This window comes from Sphingomonas sp. CCH21-G11 (assembly GCF_001555965.1).
Lineage (GTDB): Bacteria > Pseudomonadota > Alphaproteobacteria > Sphingomonadales > Sphingomonadaceae > Sphingomonas.
The window spans coordinates 32375-56665 of sequence record NZ_LSHX01000010.1 but is presented as its reverse complement, the minus strand read 5'-3'; the positions used below and the strand labels follow the sequence as shown (position 1 = coordinate 56665).

25 protein-coding genes and 1 tRNA gene are annotated in these 24291 nt (G+C 67.8%); 20 read left to right on the top strand and 6 right to left on the bottom strand.

Annotation, left to right across the window (positions count from 1 at the left end):
• Positions 1 to 218 precede the first annotated feature (218 nt).
• A complete protein-coding gene (locus AX676_RS01775; RefSeq protein ID WP_066482442.1) occupies positions 219 to 1157 on the bottom strand; it encodes an eCIS core domain-containing protein in 939 nt (312 codons plus the stop codon).
• 5 nt (positions 1158 to 1162) lie between these two features.
• Between AX676_RS01775 and AX676_RS17610 the strand changes: the two genes are divergently transcribed.
• Positions 1163 to 1318: a hypothetical protein gene (locus AX676_RS17610; RefSeq protein WP_156437829.1), complete on the top strand. Its 156-nt coding sequence runs from the start codon at positions 1163 to 1165 to the stop codon at positions 1316 to 1318.
• Positions 1315 to 2541 (top strand): type II secretion system F family protein, encoded by a 1227-nt coding sequence (locus AX676_RS01770; protein ID WP_066482440.1) that lies wholly within the window; start codon positions 1315 to 1317, stop codon positions 2539 to 2541. Before AX676_RS17610 ends, AX676_RS01770 begins: the two co-directional genes overlap by 4 nt.
• A gap of 47 nt (positions 2542 to 2588) precedes the next feature.
• Here the strand turns inward: AX676_RS01770 and gspN are convergent, their stop codons facing one another.
• Positions 2589 to 3209, bottom strand: a complete 621-nt coding sequence (gene gspN / locus AX676_RS01765; protein WP_231726050.1) for a type II secretion system protein N — start codon at positions 3207 to 3209, stop codon at positions 2589 to 2591.
• 98 nt (positions 3210 to 3307) lie between these two features.
• Here gspN and AX676_RS01760 point away from each other — a divergent pair, with 98 nt between their 5' ends.
• From AX676_RS01760 to AX676_RS01690, 15 genes are all read left to right on the top strand, one after another.
• Entirely contained in the window at positions 3308 to 4372 is a 1065-nt protein-coding gene (locus AX676_RS01760; protein ID WP_066482434.1) for an ABC transporter substrate-binding protein, read from the top strand.
• Positions 4369 to 4938, top strand: coding sequence for a type II secretion system protein GspJ (locus tag AX676_RS01755; RefSeq protein WP_066482431.1), 570 nt, complete (start codon positions 4369 to 4371; stop codon positions 4936 to 4938). The genes AX676_RS01760 and AX676_RS01755 overlap by 4 nt, the downstream gene beginning before the upstream one ends.
• A complete protein-coding gene (locus AX676_RS01750) occupies positions 4935 to 5819 on the top strand; it encodes a general secretion pathway protein GspK (RefSeq protein WP_066482429.1) in 885 nt (294 codons plus the stop codon). Before AX676_RS01755 ends, AX676_RS01750 begins: the two co-directional genes overlap by 4 nt.
• Positions 5816 to 6583, top strand: coding sequence for a tryptophan 2,3-dioxygenase (locus AX676_RS01745; protein ID WP_066482427.1), 768 nt, complete (start codon positions 5816 to 5818; stop codon positions 6581 to 6583). The genes AX676_RS01750 and AX676_RS01745 overlap by 4 nt, the downstream gene beginning before the upstream one ends.
• Entirely contained in the window at positions 6580 to 7722 is a 1143-nt protein-coding gene (locus AX676_RS01740; protein ID WP_066482425.1) for a kynureninase/PvdN C-terminal domain-containing protein, read from the top strand. The genes AX676_RS01745 and AX676_RS01740 overlap by 4 nt, the downstream gene beginning before the upstream one ends.
• A 90-nt stretch (positions 7723 to 7812) precedes the next feature.
• Positions 7813 to 9309, top strand: a complete 1497-nt coding sequence (locus tag AX676_RS01735) for a CoA-acylating methylmalonate-semialdehyde dehydrogenase (protein ID WP_066482420.1) — start codon at positions 7813 to 7815, stop codon at positions 9307 to 9309.
• Positions 9310 to 9311: 2 nt separating this feature from the next.
• Positions 9312 to 10247, top strand: a complete 936-nt coding sequence (locus AX676_RS01730) for a polysaccharide deacetylase family protein (RefSeq protein ID WP_231726484.1) — start codon at positions 9312 to 9314, stop codon at positions 10245 to 10247.
• A complete protein-coding gene (locus tag AX676_RS01725) occupies positions 10244 to 10630 on the top strand; it encodes a hypothetical protein (RefSeq protein ID WP_066482419.1) in 387 nt (128 codons plus the stop codon). Before AX676_RS01730 ends, AX676_RS01725 begins: the two co-directional genes overlap by 4 nt.
• Positions 10631 to 10638: 8 nt before the next feature.
• Complete coding sequence (locus AX676_RS01720; protein ID WP_066482782.1) at positions 10639 to 11781, top strand: acyl-CoA dehydrogenase family protein; 1143 nt, start codon at positions 10639 to 10641, stop codon at positions 11779 to 11781.
• Positions 11782 to 11798: 17 nt separating this feature from the next.
• Positions 11799 to 12179: a VOC family protein gene (locus AX676_RS01715; RefSeq protein ID WP_156437828.1), complete on the top strand. Its 381-nt coding sequence runs from the start codon at positions 11799 to 11801 to the stop codon at positions 12177 to 12179.
• Positions 12176 to 13219, top strand: coding sequence for an enoyl-CoA hydratase/isomerase family protein (locus AX676_RS01710; RefSeq protein WP_066482408.1), 1044 nt, complete (start codon positions 12176 to 12178; stop codon positions 13217 to 13219). Before AX676_RS01715 ends, AX676_RS01710 begins: the two co-directional genes overlap by 4 nt.
• A gap of 133 nt (positions 13220 to 13352) precedes the next feature.
• On the top strand, positions 13353 to 14129 hold the full coding sequence (locus AX676_RS01705) for an enoyl-CoA hydratase (protein ID WP_066482407.1): 777 nt from the start codon (positions 13353 to 13355) through the stop codon (positions 14127 to 14129).
• A gap of 4 nt (positions 14130 to 14133) precedes the next feature.
• Positions 14134 to 14394, top strand: coding sequence for a hypothetical protein (locus AX676_RS01700; RefSeq protein WP_066482401.1), 261 nt, complete (start codon positions 14134 to 14136; stop codon positions 14392 to 14394).
• Positions 14394 to 15284 (top strand): 3-hydroxyisobutyrate dehydrogenase, encoded by an 891-nt coding sequence (mmsB, locus tag AX676_RS01695; protein ID WP_066482399.1) that lies wholly within the window; start codon positions 14394 to 14396, stop codon positions 15282 to 15284. The genes AX676_RS01700 and mmsB overlap by 1 nt, the downstream gene beginning before the upstream one ends.
• A complete protein-coding gene (locus AX676_RS01690) occupies positions 15281 to 15673 on the top strand; it encodes a hypothetical protein (RefSeq protein ID WP_066482396.1) in 393 nt (130 codons plus the stop codon). The genes mmsB and AX676_RS01690 overlap by 4 nt, the downstream gene beginning before the upstream one ends.
• A gap of 108 nt (positions 15674 to 15781) precedes the next feature.
• Here the strand turns inward: AX676_RS01690 and lepA are convergent, their stop codons facing one another.
• Positions 15782 to 17578 (bottom strand): translation elongation factor 4, encoded by a 1797-nt coding sequence (gene lepA, locus AX676_RS01685; RefSeq protein WP_066482394.1) that lies wholly within the window; start codon positions 17576 to 17578, stop codon positions 15782 to 15784.
• Positions 17579 to 17796: 218 nt separating this feature from the next.
• Here lepA and AX676_RS01680 point away from each other — a divergent pair, with 218 nt between their 5' ends.
• On the top strand, positions 17797 to 18615 hold the full coding sequence (locus AX676_RS01680) for a CsgG/HfaB family protein (RefSeq protein WP_066482781.1): 819 nt from the start codon (positions 17797 to 17799) through the stop codon (positions 18613 to 18615).
• 93 nt (positions 18616 to 18708) lie between these two features.
• Positions 18709 to 18785: transfer RNA gene (locus tag AX676_RS01675), tRNA-Pro, on the top strand.
• Between the two features lie 111 nt (positions 18786 to 18896).
• On the opposite strand, the gene AX676_RS01670 is transcribed toward AX676_RS01675, so the two are convergent.
• Together AX676_RS01670 and AX676_RS01665 are read right to left on the bottom strand one after the other, a co-directional pair.
• Positions 18897 to 19619, bottom strand: a complete 723-nt coding sequence (locus tag AX676_RS01670; RefSeq protein WP_066482392.1) for a hypothetical protein — start codon at positions 19617 to 19619, stop codon at positions 18897 to 18899.
• Positions 19620 to 19681: 62 nt separating this feature from the next.
• Positions 19682 to 21823, bottom strand: coding sequence for a carbohydrate-binding protein (locus AX676_RS01665; RefSeq protein ID WP_082730999.1), 2142 nt, complete (start codon positions 21821 to 21823; stop codon positions 19682 to 19684).
• A gap of 343 nt (positions 21824 to 22166) precedes the next feature.
• On the opposite strand from AX676_RS01665, the gene AX676_RS01660 reads away from it, so the two are divergent.
• Complete coding sequence (locus AX676_RS01660) at positions 22167 to 23249, top strand: FAD-dependent oxidoreductase (RefSeq protein ID WP_066482388.1); 1083 nt, start codon at positions 22167 to 22169, stop codon at positions 23247 to 23249.
• On the opposite strand, the gene AX676_RS01655 is transcribed toward AX676_RS01660, so the two are convergent.
• Positions 23238 to 24050: a DUF1499 domain-containing protein gene (locus AX676_RS01655; protein WP_066482385.1), complete on the bottom strand. Its 813-nt coding sequence runs from the start codon at positions 24048 to 24050 to the stop codon at positions 23238 to 23240. The genes AX676_RS01660 and AX676_RS01655 overlap by 12 nt on opposite strands.
• Between the last annotated feature and the right edge of the window lie 241 nt (positions 24051 to 24291).

Below are 24291 nucleotides of genomic sequence, written 5' to 3'. Positions count from 1 at the left end.
TGCGCGAATCCTGGCTGATGTCCCACACCGGCAATGCGTCGGCGGGGGCGGCGGGATAGACGCTGACGCTGTCGATGCAGGGCGGGTCGTCGCCGGATGCCCGCCGGATGTTGAGCCGAACCTCGCCGCCGCGCTGATCGACGTCGATCTCCACGCCCTGCTGGCAGCCCGCAAGCGCGATCAGCGCGGCCGCGGCGAGGACGGCGCCTCGCCGACGCTCAAAGGCCATAGATGCCCGTGCCCTCCAGACGCCGCTCAAGATCGCGGATTTTCGCCTGATCCTCCGGCCGGGTGGATTCGCGCACGCGGGCATAATCGCCGACCATCTCGGCCTGACCCTCGATCGTCTCCTGCGCAAAAGTCGTCTGGCGCTCGTCATACCGGTAGACGGCGTTGCGGTCGCCCCCGTGCGCGGCGAGGTCGCTGGCATATTTCGCCCCGAACGAACCATAGCCCATCTCTTCATACTGTACGACATGGGCGAATTCGTGAAGCAGCAGTTCACGCTCCGCGCCGGGCTGACCAAGGTCGGACGAATAGGACCTCGGTGCCAGGTAAATCGTGTCGCCGATCGTGATCGCCGGATTGCCGCCGATTCGGAACGCCGCATGCGCGGCCGGGGAGTAGCCCGCACCATTGACGATGCGCACATTATCGAGGTCGACCCGGTTGCCATAGGCGGTGCGAACGGCGCTACGCTCGTCCGACGTGAGCGGGCGGGCCCGGTCGCCCCGCATCGAATCGGCAAGCGCGTCGGCGGCACCGTGCGGAAGTGCGGCGAGTCGTTCGCTGACCGCATCCGCCAATCGCTCCAGCTGGTCGGTTCCCATGCGCGCGAGCTCCGCGGCGCTGGGCAGGCGCGGCAGGCCGGGCAGTCTCGGCAGCGTCGGGATGCTGGGGATTTCGGGAACCGACGGCAGGGGGATGTCGGCGATCATCGTTTCGCGCATCAGCTCCCCGGTTTGCACCGGGGTGAGGGCAGGTGCCGCCTGATTGAAGCGGGCGAGCGCGGCGGCCGGGTCCTGCGCTGCCAGCGCCGTGATCTCGCGACCGATTGCATCGGTATCGACGCGGCCCAGTCGATCGAGCGGCAGCGGATCCGCCGGCAGCGAAGGGCGGTCGGCAATCGCGGGGGAAACGCTGTTGATCGCGGTCATCGTCAATGTCCTCCGTCGACACGGTCAAGGTCGCCGCGACACTGGTCCGCCGCCGCGCGATCGCAAATAGTCGCTTCGACTATCCGTCGGCGGGGCTGTCGCCCGTCATGCGGCTGTGCTTAAAGCGCGCGTCGACATCGGGTGAGGATTGCGGCCCATGACTGCCTATGCCTGGCGTGCCGCCGACCGGAGCGGTGCGGAAAAAAAGGGCATCATCGAAGCTTCGTCGCCCGCCGCGGCGCGCGCGCTGCTGCGTGAACAGGCGCTGCTGCCGCTGCGGGTCGAACCCGCCAATGATCGCGGGCCTGCAGCCGGCGCGATCCGGCTGCCGGGCCTGGGACGGCGCGGGCCGAACGCGCGCCAGCTGGCGACGATCACGCGCCAGATCGCGACATTGGTCGGTTCCGACATCCCGATCGAGGAATCGCTCCGGCTGGTCGCCACCCAGTCCGAAGTGCCGGCGATCAATTCACTGCTGCTCAATGTGCGCGGCGCGATCCTCGACGGCCGAAGCTTCGCTGCCGCGCTCGGCCAGTATCCGCGCGCTTTTCCCGATTTCTACCGCGCCTCAGTCGCGGCGGGCGAGCAGTCGGGCAAGCTCACCCACGTCCTCAACCACCTGGCCGAGTTCGTGGAAACCCGCCACGCCAATGGCCAGAAGCTGCAGCTCGCCTTGCTTTACCCCGCGCTGCTCGCGGCGGTCAGCTTCGGCATGATGGTGCTGCTGATGGTCTATGTCGTGCCCGACATCGTCCGCGTCTTTGTCTCGCGCGGGGCCGACCTGCCCTTCCTCACCCGCGCACTGATCGCGATGAGCGCCTTCATCCAGAATTACGGACTGATCGTCGTGATCGCGGCGCTGGCTGGTTTCGTGCTGTTCGGGCGCTGGAACCGGCGGCCGGAGAACCGGCTGCGCGTCCATCGCTGGTTCAACGCGCATCGGCCGTTCGCGCGCTTCAGTCGCCAGTTCAACGCTGCGCGTTTCGCGGGCTCGCTCGCCACGCTGGTGGAAAGCGCGGTGCCGCTGGTGGAGGCGCTGCAGGCGGCTGCTGCCGTCACGCCCAATTTGTGGGTGCGCGAGAAGGCGCTGGGTGTCGCCGCGCGCGTGCGCGAGGGGGTCAGCCTGCGCGGGGCGATGACCGAGGCGGGCGTGTTCCCGACGATGCTGGTGGCGATCGTCGCCTCGGGCGAATCGAGCGGCCGTCTCGCCCCGGCGCTCGGCCGTGCGTCGAACGAACTGCAGCGCGAGCTGGACGCGCTGGTCTCGACCCTCGTCGCGCTGGTCGAGCCGCTGGTGCTGCTGGTGATGGGCGGGCTGGTGCTGCTGATGGTCCTCGCCATCCTGCTGCCGATCATCAACCTCAACAATCTGGTGCAGATTTAGGGGCGGGCACACCTGCCCGAACCAGTGACCCTGTCGGGCCGATCGGCCTACAGCGATCCCCGGATGCTTGCGCCCGCCGGAATGCCCGTAAAGGGCAGCGCGGCGGCACCGTCGGGCGTCATCCTGACCGACAGCGTGCCGTCCTCGCCCAACGACGCGTCGACGAGCGTCTTCAGACGCTGCGTCTGTGGGGTCAGGCGGATACGGCTTTCGTTGCCGATCGGCTCGGCGGTCAGGCGCAGCGCCTCGACCGGGCTCGTCGTGCCCCCGCGCGCGGGGGTGCAGGCGCCGGGATCGGTAACGATCGTCCCTTCCGCGCGTTGACCGCCGCCGCTGCCGAGCACCAGTTTCTTCATCTCGACCTGCATGGTCAGGTCGCAGGTGAAGCCCAGGTCGGGCCACGCGGCCTCGATCAGCCGGGCGTCCGCCGAGCCGCTGACCGCATCGAGCACCCAACGGCCGGGCCGGACGAGGATGCGCCCGCCGAGATCGGTGTTCACGCCCGTCGCGCGCCAGTCCGCGGCGAGCCCGAGACTGGTCAGCGAACGCAGTGGTGCGAAGTCCCAGCGCAGCGTGCTTCCGCCCGCGACGCCCACCTCCCCGTGCCATACCGTGCCCGACACGCCCGTGCGCCAGGGTTTGTTGCGGATGATGATGCTGGCGGGCATGGTCACGACCATCGCGAGCAGATACGAGGCTATGCCGATCCCGGCGAACAGGATAAGACGCCGGCGACCCTCGAAATTTGCCGACTCCGGAGCCGGTGATGAACCGTCGTGAAACGCTGAAGCTGCTGCAAACCGGCCTGGTGCTGTCGTCGGCTGCACTGTCGTCCACTCCCTTGCTCGCGCACGCCGCGACTGCACCCGCCGCCAAGCCGAAGCCCGACAAGCGGCCGGTCGCGCTGCTGCTGCCGCTCACCGGTCCGCGCGCGGCGCTGGGCCTTAGCATGGCGCAGGCGGCCTCGCTCGTCGAAAATGCGCCCGGCGCGCTTGTCCAGTTCGACACCGGCGGCACCGCGGCCGGCTCGGCGCAGGCGGCACAGGCGGCGCTGCGCCGCAAATGCGCGATGATCCTGGGTCCGCTGCTGTCGGAGGAGGCGGGCGCGGTCGCCACGGCGGCGGGCGGGCGCGTGCCCGTGCTCGCCTTTACCAACGATCGGGCGGTGCAGGCGCCGGGCGCGCATGTGTTCGGGATCACTGCCAGCCAGGCAACGACCGCGATGCTGCGTTACGCGCGCTCGCGCGGCGTGCGCGACGTGCTGCTTCTGGGCGATGGCGGGGCGTGGTCTGCGGCATCAGCGGCCGCCGCCATCTCGGTGCAGGCCGAACTCGGCATGACGGTCCGAGCGGCCGATGTGATTGCCGGCCAGCCCGCGCCTAACCTCGGCGACGCGCCCGATGCGGTCCTGGTGCCCGGCGGCGGCGAAGCCGCGCTGGCGGCGGCGCGCAACCTGCGCAGCACCGGCGTCCAGTTACTGGTGACCGTGCAGGCGCTGGATTATCAGCCGGCGGCGATCGCTGCGCTCGAAGGGGCGTGGATGGCCAGCCCCGATCCCGATCGTTTCGACAGCTTCGCCAGCCGGTTCGAGGCGCGTCACGGCGGCAACCCGGGCGCGATCGCGGCGCTCGCCTATGACGCGGCGACGATCGTCAGCGGGTTGCGCGCCCAGGACCTGCTCAGCCGGGACGGGCTGCTCAATCCGCGCGGCTTCGAATGCGTGACGGGGCCGGTCCGCTTTCGCACCGATGGCAGCTGCGCGCGCCAGTTCGCGATCCTGGCCGCCACCAACGGCGTGTATGAAAAGGTCGCTGTCGCGCAGGGCACATGAGCGAGCGTCCGACCACGCATGAGCTTCCCGAACATGCCAGCGCCGGCTTTACGCTGATCGAGCTGGTCATCTCGCTCGGCCTGTTCGCGCTGATCGCGGTGGCGGGCATCGCCATGGTCGACGGCATCCTGGGCGTCCAGCGCCGCACCGAAGCGCGGCTCGATCGCATGGCGCAGGTCAATCGCGCGATGTTCGCCGTGGCGAGCGACCTGGATCAGGTGACCAACGGCCCGATTGCCGGCGATGCCGCGGCGGTTTCGTTCATGCGCGTCGCACCCGGTCAGGGTGGGCCGCCATTGCCTATTCGCTATCAAAGCGCGGCCGGCGGGCTGTTCCGCGTGGTCGCCGGCCGGCCGCAATTGGTGCTTCCCGGGATCGCCGCGGCGCGGTGGCGTTATCTCGATCAGGATTGGCGCACCGCATGGCCACCCGATCCCGACAGTGCCGAACGCTGGCCGCGCGCGATCGAGATGGAGGTGACGCTTGCCCCGGGCAGCGGGCCACAGGGCCTGCTGCGCCGGATCGTCGCGCTGCCGGCGCGACCACGCGTCGGGGGCGAACAATGACGCATGGGAGCCGCCCGCCCGGCGAGCAGGGCATGATCCTGATCAACGTCCTGCTGTTCGTCGCCATCGCGGCGGGGCTGGTGCTGTTGATGATCAACCGCGAGGAGCTTGCACTGGATCAGGGGCTGCGCGGGCGCGAAGCGGCGCGCGCGGCGGCGATCGCGCGCGGCGGCGAATTGTCGGCGCTCGCCGCGCTGCGCCGTGACGTGGCGGACGCCGCCGACGTCGATTATCGCGGCGAACCCTGGGGTGCCGTCGCGCAGCAGCGCGTCGAGATCGACGGCGGCAGTTTCGAGCTTGCGATCGCCGACGCGCAGGACCGGTTCAACATCAACAATGTGCTGAGCGGCGATGCGGGTGCGGTGACGATGTTCGAGAATATCGGCACCTATGCTGGCCTGTCGCGCGACGAGATCATCCAGGCGATCGGGTTCGTTCGCCAATATGGCCCGGTCAGCGATCTGCGCCCGCTGCGGCTGGCGGGGGTGGCCCCGGATGTCGCGGCACGGCTGGAGCGGCTGGTGACCGCCCTGCCGGGCGACACGGCGATCAACCTGAATGCCGCCACGCCGGAGATGCTGCGCTATCTGTTTCCCGACAATGCGGCGGCCGAACGGCTGCTGGCGATCCGTGCACGCAACGGCCAGCTGGTGCTGAGCGATTTCGCCGATGCCCAGCTCTCGCCGCCCGCCGGCACGCGCTTTTCCTCCGACACATTCTGGGTATGGACGCGGGCGACGATCGGCGACACCCGCCAGCAGCTGGCGACGCTGATTCAGCGACGGCGGGGTGCCGATGGCGATGAGGTCGTTCCCGTCGCGCGCTGGCGCAACGCGGCGGTTCCTGCCGCTGCGCCGCGATCGGAGCGCGACGCCGGATGACCGAACCCCCGATGACCTATGATCGCTATCTTGCGCTCGACCAGATCCTGACCGCGCAGCATGCGATTTCCGATCGTCATGACGAGCTGCTGTTCATCATCATCCATCAGACCAAGGAACTGTGGCTGAAGCAGGCGATCGCGGAGCTGACCCTGACGCTCGACCTGATCGGCGGGGATCGGCTGGTCGAAGCCTATAAAAGCCTGGCGCGGGTCTCGCGCATCCAGTCGGTGATGACGCTGTCCTGGGATGTGCTGGCGACCATGACCCCGTCCGACTACACGCGCTTTCGCCATGTGCTGGGCACCAGCTCGGGCTTCCAATCCGACCAGTTCCGCGCCGTCGAAGTGATGCTGGGGATCCGCGAGGGCGCGCGCCACGGGCCGCTGACCGCCGCCGCCGCTGCCCGGCCGAGCGTGTGGGACGAGGCGAACGCCGCGCTCGCCCGCGCCGGGTTTGCGCTTCCCGACACCGCGCTGGCGCGCGACTGGACGCAGCCCTATGTCCCCGATCCCCAGGTCGAGGCGGCGTGGGCGCAGGTGTATCGCGAGACCGAACGCTGGTGGGGGCTTTATCAGCTCGCGGAAAAGCTGGTCGACCTGGATGATGCGCTGGCGGCGTGGCGGCACAAGCATGTCCTGACGGTCAGCCGCATCATCGGTGGCAAGCGCGGCACCGGCGGGACCGCCGGCGTCCCCTATCTCGAATCGACGCTGCGCAAGCGTGCCTTTCCCGAACTCTGGTCGCTGCGGACACTGTTGTGACCGCCAGTTACAAGCATCTGTTCCAGCGCGCGATCGCCGCCGATCCCGAACGGCTGCACTTCGCCGCGCACAGCCACCATCTGTGGCCCGACGCGAGCTATGTCGGCCAGCTCGCCGCCTGGACCGATGCTGCGCGGCTCGCCGATCGCAAATGGGACCGCGTGCTGGACGAACTGTGGCCGGCGGCACAGGCGCACGTCGCGGCCGAGCTCAACCTGCCCGACCCCGCGACCGTCGTGTTCGCGGGCAACACGCACGATTTCCTCGTCCGCCTGATCCTGAGCGTGCCGCACCGTCCGGTGCGCATCCTGACCAGCGATGGCGAGTTCCACAGCTTTCGCCGCCAGGCATTGCGCTGGGAGGAATCGGGGGAGGCGATCGTGGCGCGCGTGCCCGCGGGCGAAGGGACGGACGGGATCGTCGCGCGTACCGGCGCTTTCGCGCCTGACATCATTCTGGTCAGCCAGGTGATGTTCGGCACTGGCCGGCTGGCCGGCGATCTTGCGCCGGTGGCGGCGCTGGCGCGGCCCGAAGGGCCATGGGTGGTCGTCGACGGCTATCACGGCTTCATGGCGGTCGAAACCGACCTCGCCCCCCTTGCCGACAGGGTCTTTTACCTCGCCGGTGGCTATAAATACGCGATGGCAGGGGAGGGTGTGGCGATCATGCACGCGCCGCCGGGCCATGTGCCGCGCCCGGGGATCACCGGCTGGTATGCCGAGTTCGAGGATCTGGCCGCACCGCCGGGCCGGATCGGCTTTGCCCCCGACGCGCGGCGGTTCATGGGGGCGACCTTCGATCCGTCGGGTCTATACCGCTTCGTCGCGGTGCGCGACATGCTGGCGGATGAGGGGCTGGATACGCGCGCGATCACCGCGCATGCGATCATGCTGCGCGATCAGCTCCGTGCCGGGTTGCCCGCGACCGCGCTCGGCGAGGCCGAATGGCTCAACCCGCCCGGGACCGGGACGGAACGCTTCATGGCGCTGCGCCATCCCGACGCGCCACGCTGGCAGGCGGCGCTGCTGGCGGACGGCGTCATCACCGACGTGCGTGGCGACGTGCTGCGGATCGGCTTTGGCCTGTACCAGACCGCACGCGATGTGGAGCAATTTGCCGCGATTTTGCGGAAGTTGTGAGCGCGCAAGGCTTGTAATGCCGCCCCCGCTGGGCAAAAGCCCGAGCAAAGAGCCATAACGGCCGAACGCGAAAGCCCGCTGGAGAGTTTGATGCATGTGATCGACCATTTCGTCGTCAGCCAGCCCGGCGGCGCGGCGACTCGCCGTGGCGAGGTATTCGACCCAAATTCGGGCGCGGTGCAGGCGCATGTCGTGCTGGGCGATCAGGCGGTGCTCGACGCCGCGGTCGCCGCGGCACAGGCGGCGCAGCCCGGCTGGGCGGCGACCAACCCGCAGCGCCGGGCGCGCGTCATGTTCCGCTTCAAGGAACTGGTCGAGGCGAACATGGACGCGCTCGCCCACATGCTGTCCTCCGAACATGGCAAGGTGATCGCGGATGCGAGGGGCGACATCCAGCGTGGGCTGGAGGTCATCGAATTCGCCTGCGGCATCCCCCACGTTCTGAAGGGCGAATATACCCAGGGTGCCGGGCCGGGCATCGACGTCTATTCGATGCGCCAGCCGCTGGGCATCGGTGCCGGCATCACCCCGTTCAATTTTCCGGCGATGATCCCGATGTGGATGTTCGGTGTCGCGATCGCGTGCGGCAACGCCTTCATCCTCAAGCCGTCGGAACGCGACCCCAGCGTGCCGGTGCGCCTCGCCGAACTCATGCGCGAGGCCGGGCTGCCCGAGGGCGTGCTTCAGGTCGTGCATGGCGACAAGGAGATGGTCGACGCGATCCTCGACCACCCCGCGATCGGGGCGGTCAGCTTCGTGGGATCGTCGGACATCGCGCATTATGTTTATCGGCGCGGCGTCGCTGCGGGCAAACGCGTGCAGGCGATGGGTGGCGCGAAGAACCACGGCATCGTCATGCCCGATGCCGACCTTGACCAGGTCGTCGCCGATCTCGCCGGTGCGGCATTCGGCAGCGCGGGCGAACGCTGCATGGCGCTGCCGGTGGTGGTGCCGGTGGGCGCGCAGACGGCCGACCGGCTCCGCGAAAAGCTGATTCCGGCAATTCATGCGCTGCGGGTGGGCGTGTCGACCGATGCGGAGGCGCATTACGGCCCGGTGGTAAATGCTGCGCACAAAAAACGCGTCGAGGACTGGATCCAGACCGGCGTCGACGAGGGCGCGGAGCTGGTGATCGACGGCCGCGGCTTCACGCTCCAGGGTCACGAACAGGGCTTCTTCATCGGCCCCAGCCTGTTCGACCGGGTGACCCCGGACATGGCGAGCTATCGCGAGGAAATCTTCGGTCCCGTACTCCAGATTGTCCGGGCAGCGGACTTTGAGGACGCGGTGCGGCTGCCCAGCGCCCACCAATATGGCAACGGCGTCGCGATCTTCACCCGCAACGGCCATGCTGCACGCGAATTCGCCGCTCGGGTGAATGTCGGCATGGTCGGCATCAACGTGCCGATCCCGGTGCCGGTCGCCTATCATACGTTCGGCGGGTGGAAGCGCAGCGCGTTCGGCGACACCAACCAGCACGGGATGGAGGGTGTCCGCTTCTGGACCAAGGTGAAGACGGTGACGCAACGCTGGCCCGACGGCGCGCCCGACGGCAGCAACGCGTTCGTGATCCCGACGATGGGATGATCGTGCGCCAGGTCATCCTGCTGCTGATCGCGCTTTTCGCGTTCGGTGCGCCTGCGCAGGCGCAGGACAAACGTATCGCGCTGACCTTTGACGATGTGCCGCGCCAGCCCGGCGCCTTCCTGACCCCCGACCAGCGAACCAGGCGTCTGATCGCCGCGCTCAAGGCGGCGGGCGTGCGGCAGGCGGCGTTTTTCGTCATCCCGGGCAATGTCGGCAAGCCCGATCGCGGCGACGGCGAGCGCCACATCGCCGCCTATGTTGCCGCAGGCCATGTCATCGCCGACCACAGCTTCGCGCATCCGGCGCTGCGCGCGACGCGCGCGGACGCTTATCTCGCCGGCATCGACCGTTCGCAGGCGTGGCTGAAGGGGCGACCCGGCTATCGTCCCTGGTTCCGCTTTCCCTATCTGGACGAAGGCGGCAAGGACAAGGCGAAGCGGGACGCGGTGCGCGCGGGCCTGGCGGCGCGCGGCCTGCTCAATGCCTATGTCACCACCGATGGTTCGGACTGGAATTTCGAGATGCTGGCGGTGCAGGCAAAGGAAGCCGGCAAGCGGATCGACCGCGCCGCGCTGCGCGACCTCTATGTCGAGACCCTGGTCGGCGCGGCGGAATATTATGACGGTCTCGCTCGCCAGACCCTCGGCCGCTCCCCCGCGCACGTCATGCTGATGCACGAAACCGACCTTGCGGCGCTATGGCTGCCCGATCTTGTCAGGGCCTTGCGCGCAAAGGGCTGGACGATCATCACCGCCGACGCCGCCTTTGCCGATCCGATCGCCCGCCTCGCGCCCGACACGCCGTCCGCCAACGGGACGCGTACCGAGATGCTGGCGTGGGAAAAGGGGCTGCCCGCACCCCGCTGGTACGACCGCGACGATCCTGAAATCGGTGCCAGGCTGTTCCGCCAGCGTGTGCTGCAGGAGGCCGCGCTATGAACACTGCCGAGCATTTCGACATTCGGTTCGATCCGCGGGACCCGATCCTGTTCCTCCGTCTGAGTGGATTCTGGACGCTGCCCATCGCGCTGGCGTTCGAAGCCGCGCTGCAGGATGCGAGCCGCGACCTGCGTCTGGCCGAAAAATGTGCCGGGACGCTGAGCGATTCGCGCGGGTTCCCCGTCCAGTCGGAGGAAGTCGGTGCGGTGCTGGCGCGGATTCGGCTGGCTGGCCCCGGGCGCGAGCCATGGCCGACCGCGATCGTCGTCGGCTCCGCGCTCAACAAGCTCCAGGCCGAACGGGTAATGAAGCGCGACAATGTCCGCGTCTTTCTGGACATGGACGAGGCGCGGGCTTGGCTCCGCGCGCGAACAGCGAAATAGGGATGGGCATGACTCAGTTTGATCTGACCGACGACCAGCGCGAGATCCAGGAGCTCGCGCGTCGCTTCACCGCGGATACCATCACGCCGTTCGCCGCTGAGTGGGACGAGAAGCACATTTTCCCCCGCGACACGATCCGCGCGGCGGCGGAGCTCGGCTTTGCCGCAATCTATGTGTCAGAGGAATCAGGCGGCATCGGGCTGGGCCGGCTGGAGGCGGCGCTGATCATGGAGGCGATGGCCTATGGTTGCCCGTCGACCAGCGCGTTCATCTCGATCCACAACATGGCGGCGTGGATGATCGACCGCTTCGGCAGCGCGACCCTCAAGGCGCGATACCTGCCCAAGCTGGTCGGCATGGAATGGATCGCCAGCTATTGCCTGACCGAGCCGTCATCGGGCTCCGACGCCGCCGCGCTCAAGACCAAGGCGGTGCGCGACGGCGACCATTTCGTGGTTACCGGCACCAAGCAGTTCATCTCGGGCGGCGGCGAGAACGAGCTCTACCTCGTCATGTGCCGCACCGGCGAGGACGGGCCGAAGGGCATCAGTTGCCTGGCGATCGAAAAGGACATGCCGGGTGTCAGCTTCGGCGCGAATGAGCGCAAGCTCGGCTGGCATTCGCAGCCCACCGCCCAGGTGATCCTGGAGGAGGTCCGCGTGCCCGTCGAAAATCTCGTGGGCGGTGAGGGCGAGGGGTTTCGCATCGCGATGATGGGGCTCGACGGCGGGCGGCTCAACATCGGCGCCTGCTCGCTGGGCGGCGCGCAGCGCTGCCTCGATGAAGCGATCGGCTATGTGAAGGACAGGAAGCAGTTCGGCCAGGCGATCGCGGACTTTCAGAACACCCAGTTCATGCTGGCCGACATGGCGACCGAGCTGGAGGCGGCGCGCGCGCTGCTCTATGTCGCGGCCGCGAAGGTGACCGCCAACGCGCCCGACAAGACGCGCTTTGCCGCGATGGCGAAGCGGCTGGCGACCGACACGGGATCGAAGGTGGTCAACGACGCGCTCCAGCTGCATGGCGGCTATGGCTACCTCATGGACTATCCGATCGAACGCTTCTGGCGCGACCTGCGCGTCCATTCGATCCTGGAGGGCACCAACCAGGTGATGCGCATGATCGTCGGCCGCGACCTGTTGCGCCAGTGATCGGCCCCGCATTGTTCATGGTGACCGTGATCGTGCCGGAAATGCGTGACGCGATCGCGCACTATACCGGGCAGTGGGGTTTCTCGCTCGCCGAGGACGGGATGCACGTCTCCGGGCATCGCTGGGTCGAAATCAGCACGCCCGGCGGGATGCGCGTCAGGCTTGCCGAAGCCAGGGATGATGCCGAGCGGGCGGTGATCGGGCGTCAGGCCGCAGGCCGCGTCGCCTTTTTCCTCGAAAGCGGGGACCTTGATACGGATGTCGAGCGGCTGCGGTCCAACGGGGTCGCCATCCTCGAACCCGAGCGGCACGAGGCATATGGTCGCGTCGTCGTGCTCGCCGACAAATTCGGCAATCGGTGGGACCTGATCCAGCCGAACAAACAAGGTGCGCCATGACTGAAGACGTGCTCACCCAGCTCGACGGCAAGGTCGGGCGTATCCGGCTGAACCGGCCCAAAGCCATCCATGCATTGACGACCGAGATGTGCGCCGCGGTCAACGAGGCGCTGGTGGCGTGGCAGGACGACGCGTCGGTCGAGGCCGTGATGATCGATCATGCCGAGGGCCGCGGTTTCTGCGCCGGTGGCGACATTCGGATGATCGCCGCATCGGGCGCGGGCGACGGCGTGGCGGCGCGCGCGTTCTTCCACGAAGAATATCGCATGAACCACCGGCTATTCACCTATGCCAAGCCGGTTGTGGCGTTCATGGACGGCATCACCATGGGCGGCGGTGTCGGCATTTCGCAGCCCGCGCGGTTCAAGGTCGCGACCGACAACACCCGCCTTGCCATGCCGGAGACCGGCATCGGCCTGTTCCCCGATGTCGGCGGCGGCTGGTACCTGTCGCGCCTGCCCAAGCGGATCGGCCAGTATCTGGCGCTGACGGGCGCGCGCGTGGACGGCTCCGAATGCCTCGCGCTGGGCCTGGCCACCCATTATCTGTCGGGCGACATCCTGGAGGAGGTGAAGCGTCAGATCGTCCGCGATCCGCAGTCCATTGCGGCGATCCTCGACGAGTTTTCGGTACCGCCCGCCCATGCGCGCATCTTTACGCATGCGAGCGCGATCGACCGGCTCTTTGCGAGCGACCGACTGGAGGAGGTGCTCGCCGCGCTTGAGAGCGACCCGAGCGACTTCGCGGGAGAGACGCTGGCGACGCTGCGGACCAAATCGCCACAGACGATGAAGGTCTCGCTCAAGCTGCTGCTCGACGGCGCGACCATGCCGACGTTCGAAGACGAGATGCGCCAGGAATATGCGGTCGCGACCCGCGTGTGCCAGCGCCACGACTTTATCGAAGGGGTGCGCGCGGTGATCGTCGAGAAAGACAATGCGCCCCGCTGGCAGCCGGCAACTGCCGACGCGGTGAGCGACCACCTGATCGACCAGATCTTCGCGCCGCTGCCAGCCGATCAGGAATGGACGCCGGGTTGAGCGCGAAGAGCACCCTGCCTTCCGTTCGTTTCGAGCGAAGTCGAGAAACGTCCTTCGGTTCGGCCCGGCTCGCGTTTCTCGACTTCGCTCGAACCGAACGGCTATTGTGAAGCTGCATTGTGCGGAGATTTGAATGCCTTACGAAACCCTTTTGACCGAAACGCCCGCCCCCGGCGTGCTGCTGGTCACGCTCAACCGGCCCCAGGCGCTGAACGCGCTCAACAGCCAGGTGCTGGCCGAGCTGCTCGACGTCATGCGGGCCTTCGATGCCGACCCGGCGCTCGGCTGCGCGGTGCTGACCGGTTCGGCCAAGGCGTTCGCCGCGGGCGCGGACATCAAGGAGATGCAGACCCGGGGCTTCGCCGACATGTACGGCCATGACTTTTTCGCGGGCTGGGACCAGTTCACCCGCACGCGCAAGCCGATCATCGCCGCGGTCGCGGGCTATGCGCTGGGCGGCGGGTGCGAAGTGGCGATGATGTGCGACTTCATCCTGGCCGCCGACACCGCGAAGTTCGGCCAGCCGGAGATCAAGCTGGGCGTCTCGCCCGGCATGGGCGGGTCGCAGCGCCTTACCCGCGCGGTCGGCAAGGCGAAGGCGATGGAAATGTGCCTGACCGGGCGGATGATGGACGCCGCCGAAGCCGAGCGCGCCGGGCTGGTGAGCCGGGTGGTCGCCGCCGACGAGCTGGTCGCTGAGGCGGTGAAGACCGCCGCCACCATTGCCGCGATGCCGCCGCTCGCAGTCAAGGCGAACAAGGAAATGGTCAATGCTGCGTTCGAGACCGGGCTGGCCCAGGGTGTCGCGTTCGAGCGCCGGCTGTTCTTCGGGCTGTTCGGCACCGAGGACCAGAAGGAAGGCATGACCGCGTTCGTCGAGAAGCGGCCGGGGAATTGGACGGGGCGTTGAGCAGTTGGGTGCCGTTGCCGGACTGCTGATCGCGATTGCGGTGATCGCGGCGTGCCTTGCGCGATGGACCAGGGTCCATCCGCTGCTGATCGCGGCGCTGGGCGGTGTGCCCGGTGGGCTAGTTGGCCTGTTGCTGCCCGGGGAGGTGCCACACAGCATGGATTGGGCATTTGCCGGCATCGTCTATACGGTAACTGCCGTTCCTGCGGCGCTGGGCGCGTTTGCTGGATGGCTGCGACGGAAAACCCGTGAGAGGAATGACTGATGGCACGTATCGCGTTCATCGGGCTGGGCAACATGGGCGGCGGCATGGCCGCGAACCTGGCCAAGGCGGGGCATGACGTCCGCGCCTTCGACCTCTCCGCCGACGCACTCGCGCGCGCGAAGGACGCGGGTTGCCTGCCCGCCGACAGCGCCGATGCGGCGTGTGCGGACGCCGAGGTGGTCGTCACCATGCTGCCCGCCGGCCGCCATGTCGAACAGGTCTATCGCGATCATGTCTTCGGTGCAGCGGATACCGGCGCGCTGTTGATCGATTGTTCGACGATCGACGTCGATACCGCGCGCCGGGTCGCCGAGGCGGCGGCGGGCAAGGGGTTGACCGCGGTCGACGCGCCCGTGTCCGGCGGCATCGCGGCGGCGCAGGCCGGCACGCTCACCTTCATGGTCGGCGGCCTCGACGAAGCCTTTGCGCGTGCCGAGCCGATCCTGGCCGACATGGGCAAGGCGGTGATCCACGCCGGCGGCAATGGTGCGGGGCAGGCGGCAAAGATCTGCAACAACATGCTGCTCGGCGCGACGATGGTCGCGACCTGCGAGGCTTTCGGGCTGGCGGAAAAGCTCGGCCTCGATCTCCAGCGCTTCTACGACATCAGCTCGGTCTCGTCGGGGCAGAGCTGGTCGATGACGAGCTATTGCCCGGTCCCCGGCGTCGGGCCGGAAACGCCGGCTGATCGCGACTATCAGGGCGGGTTCGCCGCCGCGCTGATGCTGAAGGATTTGCGGCTTGCGATGGAGGCGGCCGCGTCATCGGGTGCCGATACGCCGATGGGCGCGCGCGCGGCGGAACTGTACCAACAGTTGGTCGATTCCGGGCAGGGCGGCCGCGATTTCTCCGCGATGGCGCGGATGCTGGCGGGGAAGATTGTGAAATGAGCGGACTGCTGCTGGCGATCGCGCTGGTCGCCGCGCCGCTTCAGGAAACACAGGCTGAAGAGGCTGACGACATTGTCGTGATCGGCAAGCGCCTGGGCCTTTGGCGGGGAAGCTTTCGGATCGTGAAGGACAAGGTGCGGTGCAAGACGCGCCAATCGACAGGTGATCGCGCGATCGACGCGATCGGCTGCGACGCGCTTGTCCAGTGCGCGGGCATGCTGGCACCACGCCTCGCCGCGACGGATACGCCCGCGCTGGAGCCATCGGTGCAGGCGACGATGAAGGCCGATGTCCAGCGCGAACTCGGCGAGTGCGTGTTCGAAAAGCGGCGCGACGGAATTGCCGACCTCGCGCGCCGCCGCGCCGAGGCACGTCGGTCGGCGAGGTAGGCGACTGTCGGGCTCAACTCGTCATGTCGCCCCGGCGCAGGCCGGGGCCTCAGGCCATGGAGCCGATCGCCTGAGATGCCCGTTTTCGCCGGCTTGGCGACCGTCAGGTTACTTGTCGTCCCCCATGCGCAGCGCAGCGATGAAGGCTTCCTGCGGGATCTGCACGGAGCCATATTCGCGCATCCGCTTCTTGCCTTCCTTCTGCTTTTCCAGAAGCTTGCGTTTGCGCGTCGCGTCGCCGCCATAGCATTTCGCGGTCACGTCCTTGCGCAGCGCCGCGATCGTCTCGCGCGCGATCACCTTACCGCCGATCGCGGCCTGGATCGGGATCTTGAACAGGTGGCGGGGGATCAGGTCCTTCAGCCGCTCGCACATGTGGCGGCCGCGCGCTTCCGCTGCGTCGCGGTGGACGATCATGCTGAGCGCGTCGACGGGCTCGTTGTTGACCAGGATGTTCATCTTGACCAGGTCGCCAGGCCGATGGCCGATCTGCTCATAGTCGAACGACGCATAGCCGCGGCTGATCGACTTCAGCCGGTCATAAAAATCGAACACCACTTCGTTGAGCGGCAGCTCGTAGGTCATCTGCGCGCGCCCGCCGACATAGGTCAGGTTCTTCTGGATGCCGCGCCGGTCCTGGCACAGCTTGAGCACGCTGCCGAGATATTCGTCAGGGACATAGATGACCGCGTTGATCCACGGTTCGCTGATCTCCTCGATCTTGTTGGGATCGGGCATGTCGGCGGGATTGTGCAGTTCGATCTCGCCGCCGCCATGGGTCAGCTGGATCTTGTAGACGACGCTGGGCGCGGTGGTGATCAGGTCGAGGTCGTATTCGCGCGTCAGCCGCTCCTGGATGATCTCCAGATGCAACAGGCCCAGGAAGCCGCAGCGATAGCCGAAGCCCAGTGCGGCTGACGTCTCCATCTCGAAGGTGAAGCTGGCGTCATTGAGGCGCAGCTTGGAAATGCTCTCGCGCAATTTTTCGAAGTCGTTGGCATCGACCGGGAACAGGCCACAGAACACCACCGACTGCACTTCCTTGAACCCCGGCAGCGCCTCGGCAGCGGGCTTTTTCGCGTCGGTGATCGTGTCGCCGACCATCGTCTGCGCCACTTCCTTGATCTGCGCGGTGATGAAGCCGATTTCGCCGGGACCGAGGTCGGTCAGCTGCTCGATCTTGGGCCGGAAACAGCCGACCCGGTCGATCAGGTGGGTGGTGCCCGCCTGCATGAACTTGACCTGCTGGCCCTTCTTGAGCGTGCCCGCCATCACCCGGACCAGGATGACGACGCCCAGATAGGGGTCGTACCAGCTGTCGACGAGCATCGCCTTGAGCGGCGCGTCCGGATCGCCCGTCGGCGCCGGGATGCGGTCGACGATCGCGTCCAGGATTTCGTCGATGCCGATGCCCGACTTGGCGCTGGCCAGGATCGCGTTGGAGGCATCCAGGCCGATAATGTCCTCGATCTCCGCCTTGACCTTTTCGGGTTCGGCGGCGGGCAGGTCGATCTTGTTGATGACCGGCACGATTTCGTGGTCATGTTCGATCGACTGATAGACATTCGCCAGCGTCTGCGCCTCGACGCCCTGCGCGGCGTCGACGACCAGCAGCGCGCCCTCGCACGCCGCCAGGCTGCGGCTGACCTCATAAGCGAAGTCGACGTGGCCGGGCGTGTCCATCAGGTTGAGGACATGCCCCTTCCATTCCAGGCGCACGGTCTGCGCCTTGATCGTGATGCCGCGTTCCTTCTCGATGTCCATGTTGTCGAGCACCTGCGCACTCATCTCGCGCTCGGTGAGGCCACCGGTGCGTTGAATGAGGCGGTCGGCGAGCGTCGACTTGCCGTGGTCGATATGGGCGATGATCGAAAAGTTGCGGATGCGCGAAATGTCGGTGGCCATGATCGCGGCGCGATAGCACCGAACCGCGCAAAGCCAAATGCCTCCCTTCGGGCCACGGCGACGCGGTTTGTACTTACGTGCGACGGGCGGCTTTGATAATGGACGTGCGTCCGGCTGACGGCGCGTGGGGTTGTGGTGCCCGAACGGACATTCGGTTGGGACGCATGCCGGCAACGGACGGCGCGGCGTCCCGTGAAGTGAAGGGGGAGTTCTTCGAGATGCGCGCTTTGTTCACCACCGCGGCCGCCCTGTCGGTCGCCCTGTCGCCCGTGCTGGCGACCGCTGCGCAGGCACAGACCGCCACGTCGTCTTCGGGCAAGACCAACAAGGACGGCACCACCAAGGGCGCATCGTCCGGCCGCCGCGATCAGGAGCGTGCGACCGCTCAGATCCCGCGCTGCACCAAGAAGCTGGGTGCCGTCGCGATCGTCGAGCCCGACAATCAGTGGTGGCGCGAACTGAGCCTGGGCAGCCCGGAGGCGATTCTGCGCGTCTTCGTCCAGCAATCGGGCTGCTTCACGCTCGTCAATCGCGGCCGCTCGTTCCAGAACCGGGCGATGGAACGCGCGCTCGCCGATCAGGGCGAGCTTCAGGCCGGGTCGAACCTCGGCAAGGGCCAGGTGCGCGCCGCGGACTATTTCCTGCAACCCGACATCGTGTCGTCGAATCGCAATTCGGGCGGCAATGCGCTGGGTGGCCTGGTCGGCGGATTGCTGGGCGGCGCGGCGGGCGGCCTGATCGGCGGCATCAATATCCGCAAGCGCGAAGCCAATGTCACGCTGTCGGTCGTCAATGCACGGACGACCGAGGAAGAGGCGCTGGTCGAGGGGTACGCCCGCAAGAGCGACCTGAGCTTCGGCGCGGGCGGCGGGCTGTTCACCGGGGCCGGCGTGTTCGGGGCCGGCGGCGGCGGCTATCAGAATACCGAAATCGGCCAGGTGATCGTCCTCGCCTATCTCGACGCCTATACCAAGCTCGTGACCGAGCTCGGCGGCCTGCCGGAAAACGCGTCCGAAGCGGCCCCGCGGGCGCGCTGAACAATTGGTGGCGCATCCCCCCTTGCGGGGCGTGCGCCACCCGCTTATAGCGCGCGCTCTCAACGACCGGTCCCGCCAGGGGCCGGCCCCGGTCGGGGAATAGCTCAGCCTGGTAGAGCACTGCCTTCGGGAGGCAGGGGCCGGAGGTTCGAATCCTCTTTCCCCGACCAATTTTCCAAATCATCGCGGTTGATGCCGCACGCGGATATGGGTCCCGGCCGTTCAGTCATTGGGCGCGCCTTCCACAGGATCGGCGGCAGCGCGCCGGCTCGCGTGTCCGTTTAGGCGGGCCCGATGCGATAATCTTCGACGGGAATGTCGCGGGGAAGGGCGATCGCGGCGGCGAGCGGCCGGATGGGGCCCTCCAGGTGGATCCCCGCAGAATCATCGAGCACGGCAAGACCCCTGCCGACGATGCCGGCAGGCCAGGTTGCGATCAGCCGCGCCACCGCGTCGCCGCACAGGCTCATGTTCATGCCGGCCGACAGGCGCGCGCCCGCCGCATATTGCGCGAGCGCGAGCTCCGGAAGCCGGGCGACGATCAAGCGGCGACCCGACCCGTCGTCAGGGCGGGGGGGACCCACGGCTTCGAAGAGCGGCGCTCGCACCTGCCACTGTTCGGCCCGGTCATTGTCCAGGCGCGCCGGTTTGAGCGCGGGATTGGCGCTTGTCCGGTCCGCCCCCGCAGCATCGGGGGCAAGCCGACCGAGCAGGAGCAGGCGCGCGCTCCCGGCGGAGGCAATCGACGGCGCCACATAGAGATAGATGTCGCCGTCCGCGACGATCGTGCTGCCTGGCCCGGCGTCGGCGGACAGGCTGAAACGATCCGCCGTCTCGAAGTCGAGCCGCACCCCGCCCGCACCCGGAAGGAGGAACCGGGCGCTGAACGCAGCCGGTTGTTCGGACGCTATGCCGGCGTCGCCCGCGCTGCCGTCCTGCTCTGTTTGTCCGCATGCAGCGATCAGGCTGACCGGCAGCGCCCCGATCAGGGCCGCTGCCGTCAACACCGCCCGGCGGGATAAGTCGGGACGCGCGGCCCTGGGCCAGCCGCTCGTTCCGCGCCCCGTCAATTCGGCGACCTGATGCCGTTGCGGCCACCCGCCGAATGATCGACGTTGGGCACCCGGCTCGCCTGGCCGTCCACCTTGTAGTGGAAACCGACCGTCGGGACGGTCTGGCGGAAGATGATCCCGCGCGACGGATCGGGGGTCAGCGACATGTTCTGGCCCCAGGCATTGGTATAGATCGTGCTGCTCGCCGAATTGGCGAACGCCATTGTCGAGAAGTGCGTGTTGACATGCACCGATCCCCGGAAGCTCGAGCGCGGATCGTCAAAGCCGATGCGCGACGCCGACGACGCAACGGTCTCCTGGCATTGCTGCGACGACGCGACGGGATGAGTCGGATCATAGCACAGGTCGACGATGCGCCCCAGACGGTTGACGAGGCTGGGATCATAGAAGCGCGACGGGTTGCCGATCGTGTAATAGAATGATCCCCCGGTCAGACCCGTCAGCCAGAATTCGATGAGCCGGTTGCTGGCCAGGCGCTTCTGGTCGTCCGTGCTGCCACGCAGGAAGCATGCCGCGCTGGGAATGGCGCGATGGACGCCGCCGACCGGCTGGTTGGCGGGGCTCGGCGCGATCCCGGGGGACACGCCCAGGCCGCAACCTTCCGCTTCGGGTTCCTTGAACGAGCCGGGAATGCCGAACAGCGTGAAGTAGCGAAGTGCGAATGGCTCCAGCCCCTCGCATTGCCCGGCGGTTTGCACCTCATGGGCGCTGTTGGCAAAGGCGTCGGGCGAATGCGTGCCGACATGGAGCGACGTCAGCAGGCTGCACCGCTTGGTCTGTGCCGGATTGGAAGCGTTGTACAGCTGGAATGCGTTGGCGACGATCACCTTGTAGCCGACATGATCTTCGATGCGCTGCAACGCGGGTGCGTTGGGTTCGTGGTTTTCGCTGACATAGCCAAAGGCGAGGTTTCCGGCGAGATTGAAGACGGCCGAGCCCTTCGGGTCACTGCCGTGCTCATGCCCGAACGTGCAGTAGGCGCCCGTTTCCTTGTTGTAGTCGACCGCCGGGTGCCAGGTGGGATAGGCCTTGCCGTCGTCGCCGCGCACCCAATAGGTGTCGTGCAACCATTTCGGGCAATCACCCGCCTGGCTCGGCGACCATTTGCCGTAGGTGCGCGCCGCCGGAATATCGGACGTGGGCAGCAGCGCCTCGGTCCGCGTGGGCGTGCCCGCCTGCGGTGTTACCGGCGTCGCCGGATTGGCGTCCGCAGTTCGCTGGACCTTCGACAGCGAATCGATCTGCTGGACCGTGCCGCGCGCCCAGAAGCCGAACCAGTTGAACCGGAGCGCGGGATCGCTGCCGGTAAAGCGAAACGCCAGCGTCTTGTCCGCACCGCGCGCGATCGACGGGTCCACCGCGCAGCGAATGGTCCGGTAGGAACCGACGCCGCCGGTCGAGGGGATGGTGCAGACCGGGCCGGCCAGCGGTCCGGTGGCCGAGTTCATCCGGACCTCGACCGCGCTGCTCCCGGCGGGCAGCGAGACGCGCAGCATGACGCCATCGATCCCGTCGCCCAGGTCGAGCCCGGCATAGGTGGCGTTCGCGCCGTTGGCGGCATTGCCCAGTTCCTGCGTCTGCTGCTGCTCGAGGACATAGGTCGGGTCCTCGGTCCTCTCCCAATAATCGCCCCAGACGGTCGTCAGTCCCTCGCGGGACGCAAAGCGGAGCGCGTTGATGCGTTGGGGAACCAGCCAGGGCGCAGTCGCCGTTGCGGGCACGGTCGCGCTGGCGACCGGGGTGGGTTCGGGGGCGGGCTGCACCGTCACGGTGACCCGATCGGTGCTGGTCGCGGTGCGGGTGCCTTTGGTCCGCAGCTCGAACGTCCACACACCGGCCCCGGGGAACGTCACCTTGGTGGTCAACTGTCTGGACGTGTGAATCTGGACCCCGCTTGGCCCTTTGACGACTGCCCAGATGGGCGTCCCGCTCGGCAGTCGCCCGGTCAGGGTCGTCTCGGTCTGCGGCAGGACGATCGTCTGGTCGGGACCCGCATCCGCGCGCGTGACGACGGTGCCGGACAGGGTGCTCGACGGCGTCACCACCATGACTCCCGCAGTCGCCAATGCTGCGCCGCTCAGCACGATGGCCCATGCCGTTGCACCGAATTTCTGGCTACGAACTGCACCGATCATGTACGCCCCCAATCTCTTGCGCCAGGGCGAGCCTTGGCTCACCTGCTCCCGACGGGAAGCGGTGGCGCGGATATGCAACGCTAGGGAATTGTTGGCCGAGCCGTACGCAAAAGCGACGTTAATTCCTTATTATCCATGATCTTAGCGACATTTTGCGCAATAAACAGAAAGCGGCAGTCATCATCGCAAAACCGATATTGACGATCACAAGACGAAGCGCCCCGAACGATCGTCGGGCCGTTGAACGCCAATTCCTTGCCGTCGAGGCGGGTGATTCGGCGTGGGCGACGTGCGGGTTGGATCGCACCCCGCCGGACCACGCGATGCCGCGGCCGCTTCGCGCATGAGCGGTCGACTCGTCCTTGTCGGCGGGGGGCACGCGCATCTGGGCGTGCTCGCCGACTGGATTCGGCGCGGTCCGCCCCCGGCCGAGACGATCCTGGTCACGCCGGCTCGCGTTGCGCTTTATTCGGGAATGGTGCCCGGCTGGATTGCCGGACGTTACACGGCCAGCGATGCCGGGATCGACCTGCAGCCGCTCTGCGCGCGCGCCGGCGTCCAGCTGCTCCTGGCCCGTGCGATCCAGCTCGACCCGGTCGCCCGGCGGCTCGGTCTCGGCGATGGTTCGGAAATCGGCTGGGATTTTTTGTCCATCGCAACGGGCAGCACGCCTCGACTTCCGCCGGGCGCTGGCGATGGATCGACGGTGCTGGCCGTTCGGCCGATCGAGCGATTGATGGCCGAAATCGCGGAAATCCCATCGGCTGATGCGATGGCGGTGCTGGGCGGCGGAGCGGCCGGCGTCGAGCTCGCCTTTGCCCTCGATGCGGCCGGACATCGGCCGGTCACGCTGGTCACCCGCGACAACGGGCTGCTGCCCGCTTTTGCCGCAGGCGTTCGGCGTCGCGCGGAGGATGCCCTGCGTGAACGCGGCATCGCGATCGTCGCGGCCGACGGCGAGATGCGCGACGATGGCCCGCTATGCGCGGCCGGGCGCATGATCGAGGCTCGCAGGGTCATCGCCGCGATCGGCAGTGGTGCGCCCGACTGGCTCACCAATTCAGGCCTGGCGCGCGATCCCGCGGGCTTCATCCGCGTCGATGCCGCCCAGCGATCGCTTTCCCATCCCCGCATCTATGCGGCCGGCGACGTGGCGCGTCGGATCGACCGGGCGCTGCCGCCATCGGGCGTCCATGCCGTGTTCGCCGGGCCGGTGCTCGCCGCCAACCTGCGCGCCGCGATCGATGGCCGGCCGCCGCCGCGGCGTTATCGCCCACGCCGCTGGACGCTGTACCTGCTGTCGACCGGCGACGGGCGGGCGATCCTGTCCTGGGGGCCGTTTGCTGCGCAGGGCAGGTGGGTGTGGTGGCTCAAAGACCGGATCGACCGGCGCTTTATCGCGCGTTTCCGCCGGCTAGCGCGCTGAGTCGAGTTTGGCGCGGATGTCCGCCGACACCCCCTCGATCCGCCTGGCATTGGCGCCCAGATCGCTCAGCCCAACCCGCGAAATCGAGCGCAGGTCGATCCGCGACCCGGCGCCGTCGGGACGGACGCGCACGATCAGGTCGTCGTCGAACCCGAACCAGAACGATGTCGCTACCGCCTCGATCCGGCCATTCGCCCGGTCGGCCGTGTCAACGCGCAGCCCCGCGGTGCGCACCGCCGCCAGCGCCGCGTCGAACGCGGCATCGGGCGTCGCGGCGACCCGGATCGGGCGGACGTCGGGATAGGCGGTCGTGCTCAATTCGCCGATCGAACGCCTGGCGATGTCGGCAAAGCGCGGTCCCTGATACGCCTTGAGCGTCGCAAGCGGCGCGTCCAGCGGCGCGACCGGGTTGGCGCCCGCGGCGTCGCGCGCCTTCGCCAGCGCGGGCGATGGGGCCGGCGGGTCGGCGACATCGGTGGCGATGTCGTGGATCGGCGGGATGGCCGCGCTCTGGCTGCGCACATAGCCGAGATAGCCGAGCGCGACCGCCGGGATCAGCAGCGCGACCAGCGCCGACCGCCAGCCCCGGCGCGGCCGGCGGACCAGCGCGGCGATCAGCGCCAAGAGCGCGAGGACGAACGCCAGGCCGATGACCCGCGGTCCCCAGGTGACGATCAGGGTCAACAGCCCCGTCTGCCAGCCCCACCAGCCGAATTTGGTGCCGAGCGCCGCGACCGCGAAATAGACCGGCAACGCGAGGGAAAGGACGAGCGCGATCCGCGCGAACGCCGCGCGGGTCAACGCCGCGCTCCACGCATTGGTGTCGAATGACGCTGCATCGCAATTTCCCCTGCCCGTAACGAGTATGTCGGCGCTTATGGGCGATACGCGCCGGTGGCAACAGGGGGGGGGAGCGCGTGTCGCCGGGCCGGCGGCTTTGGCAAAGCGGTGCGGCCTTCCACGATGTTGCGCACGATCGTCGCGGCCGGGCGGCCGGACGACGGCCTGTCACGGCGATGACATGTTGCCGATTATAGACCCG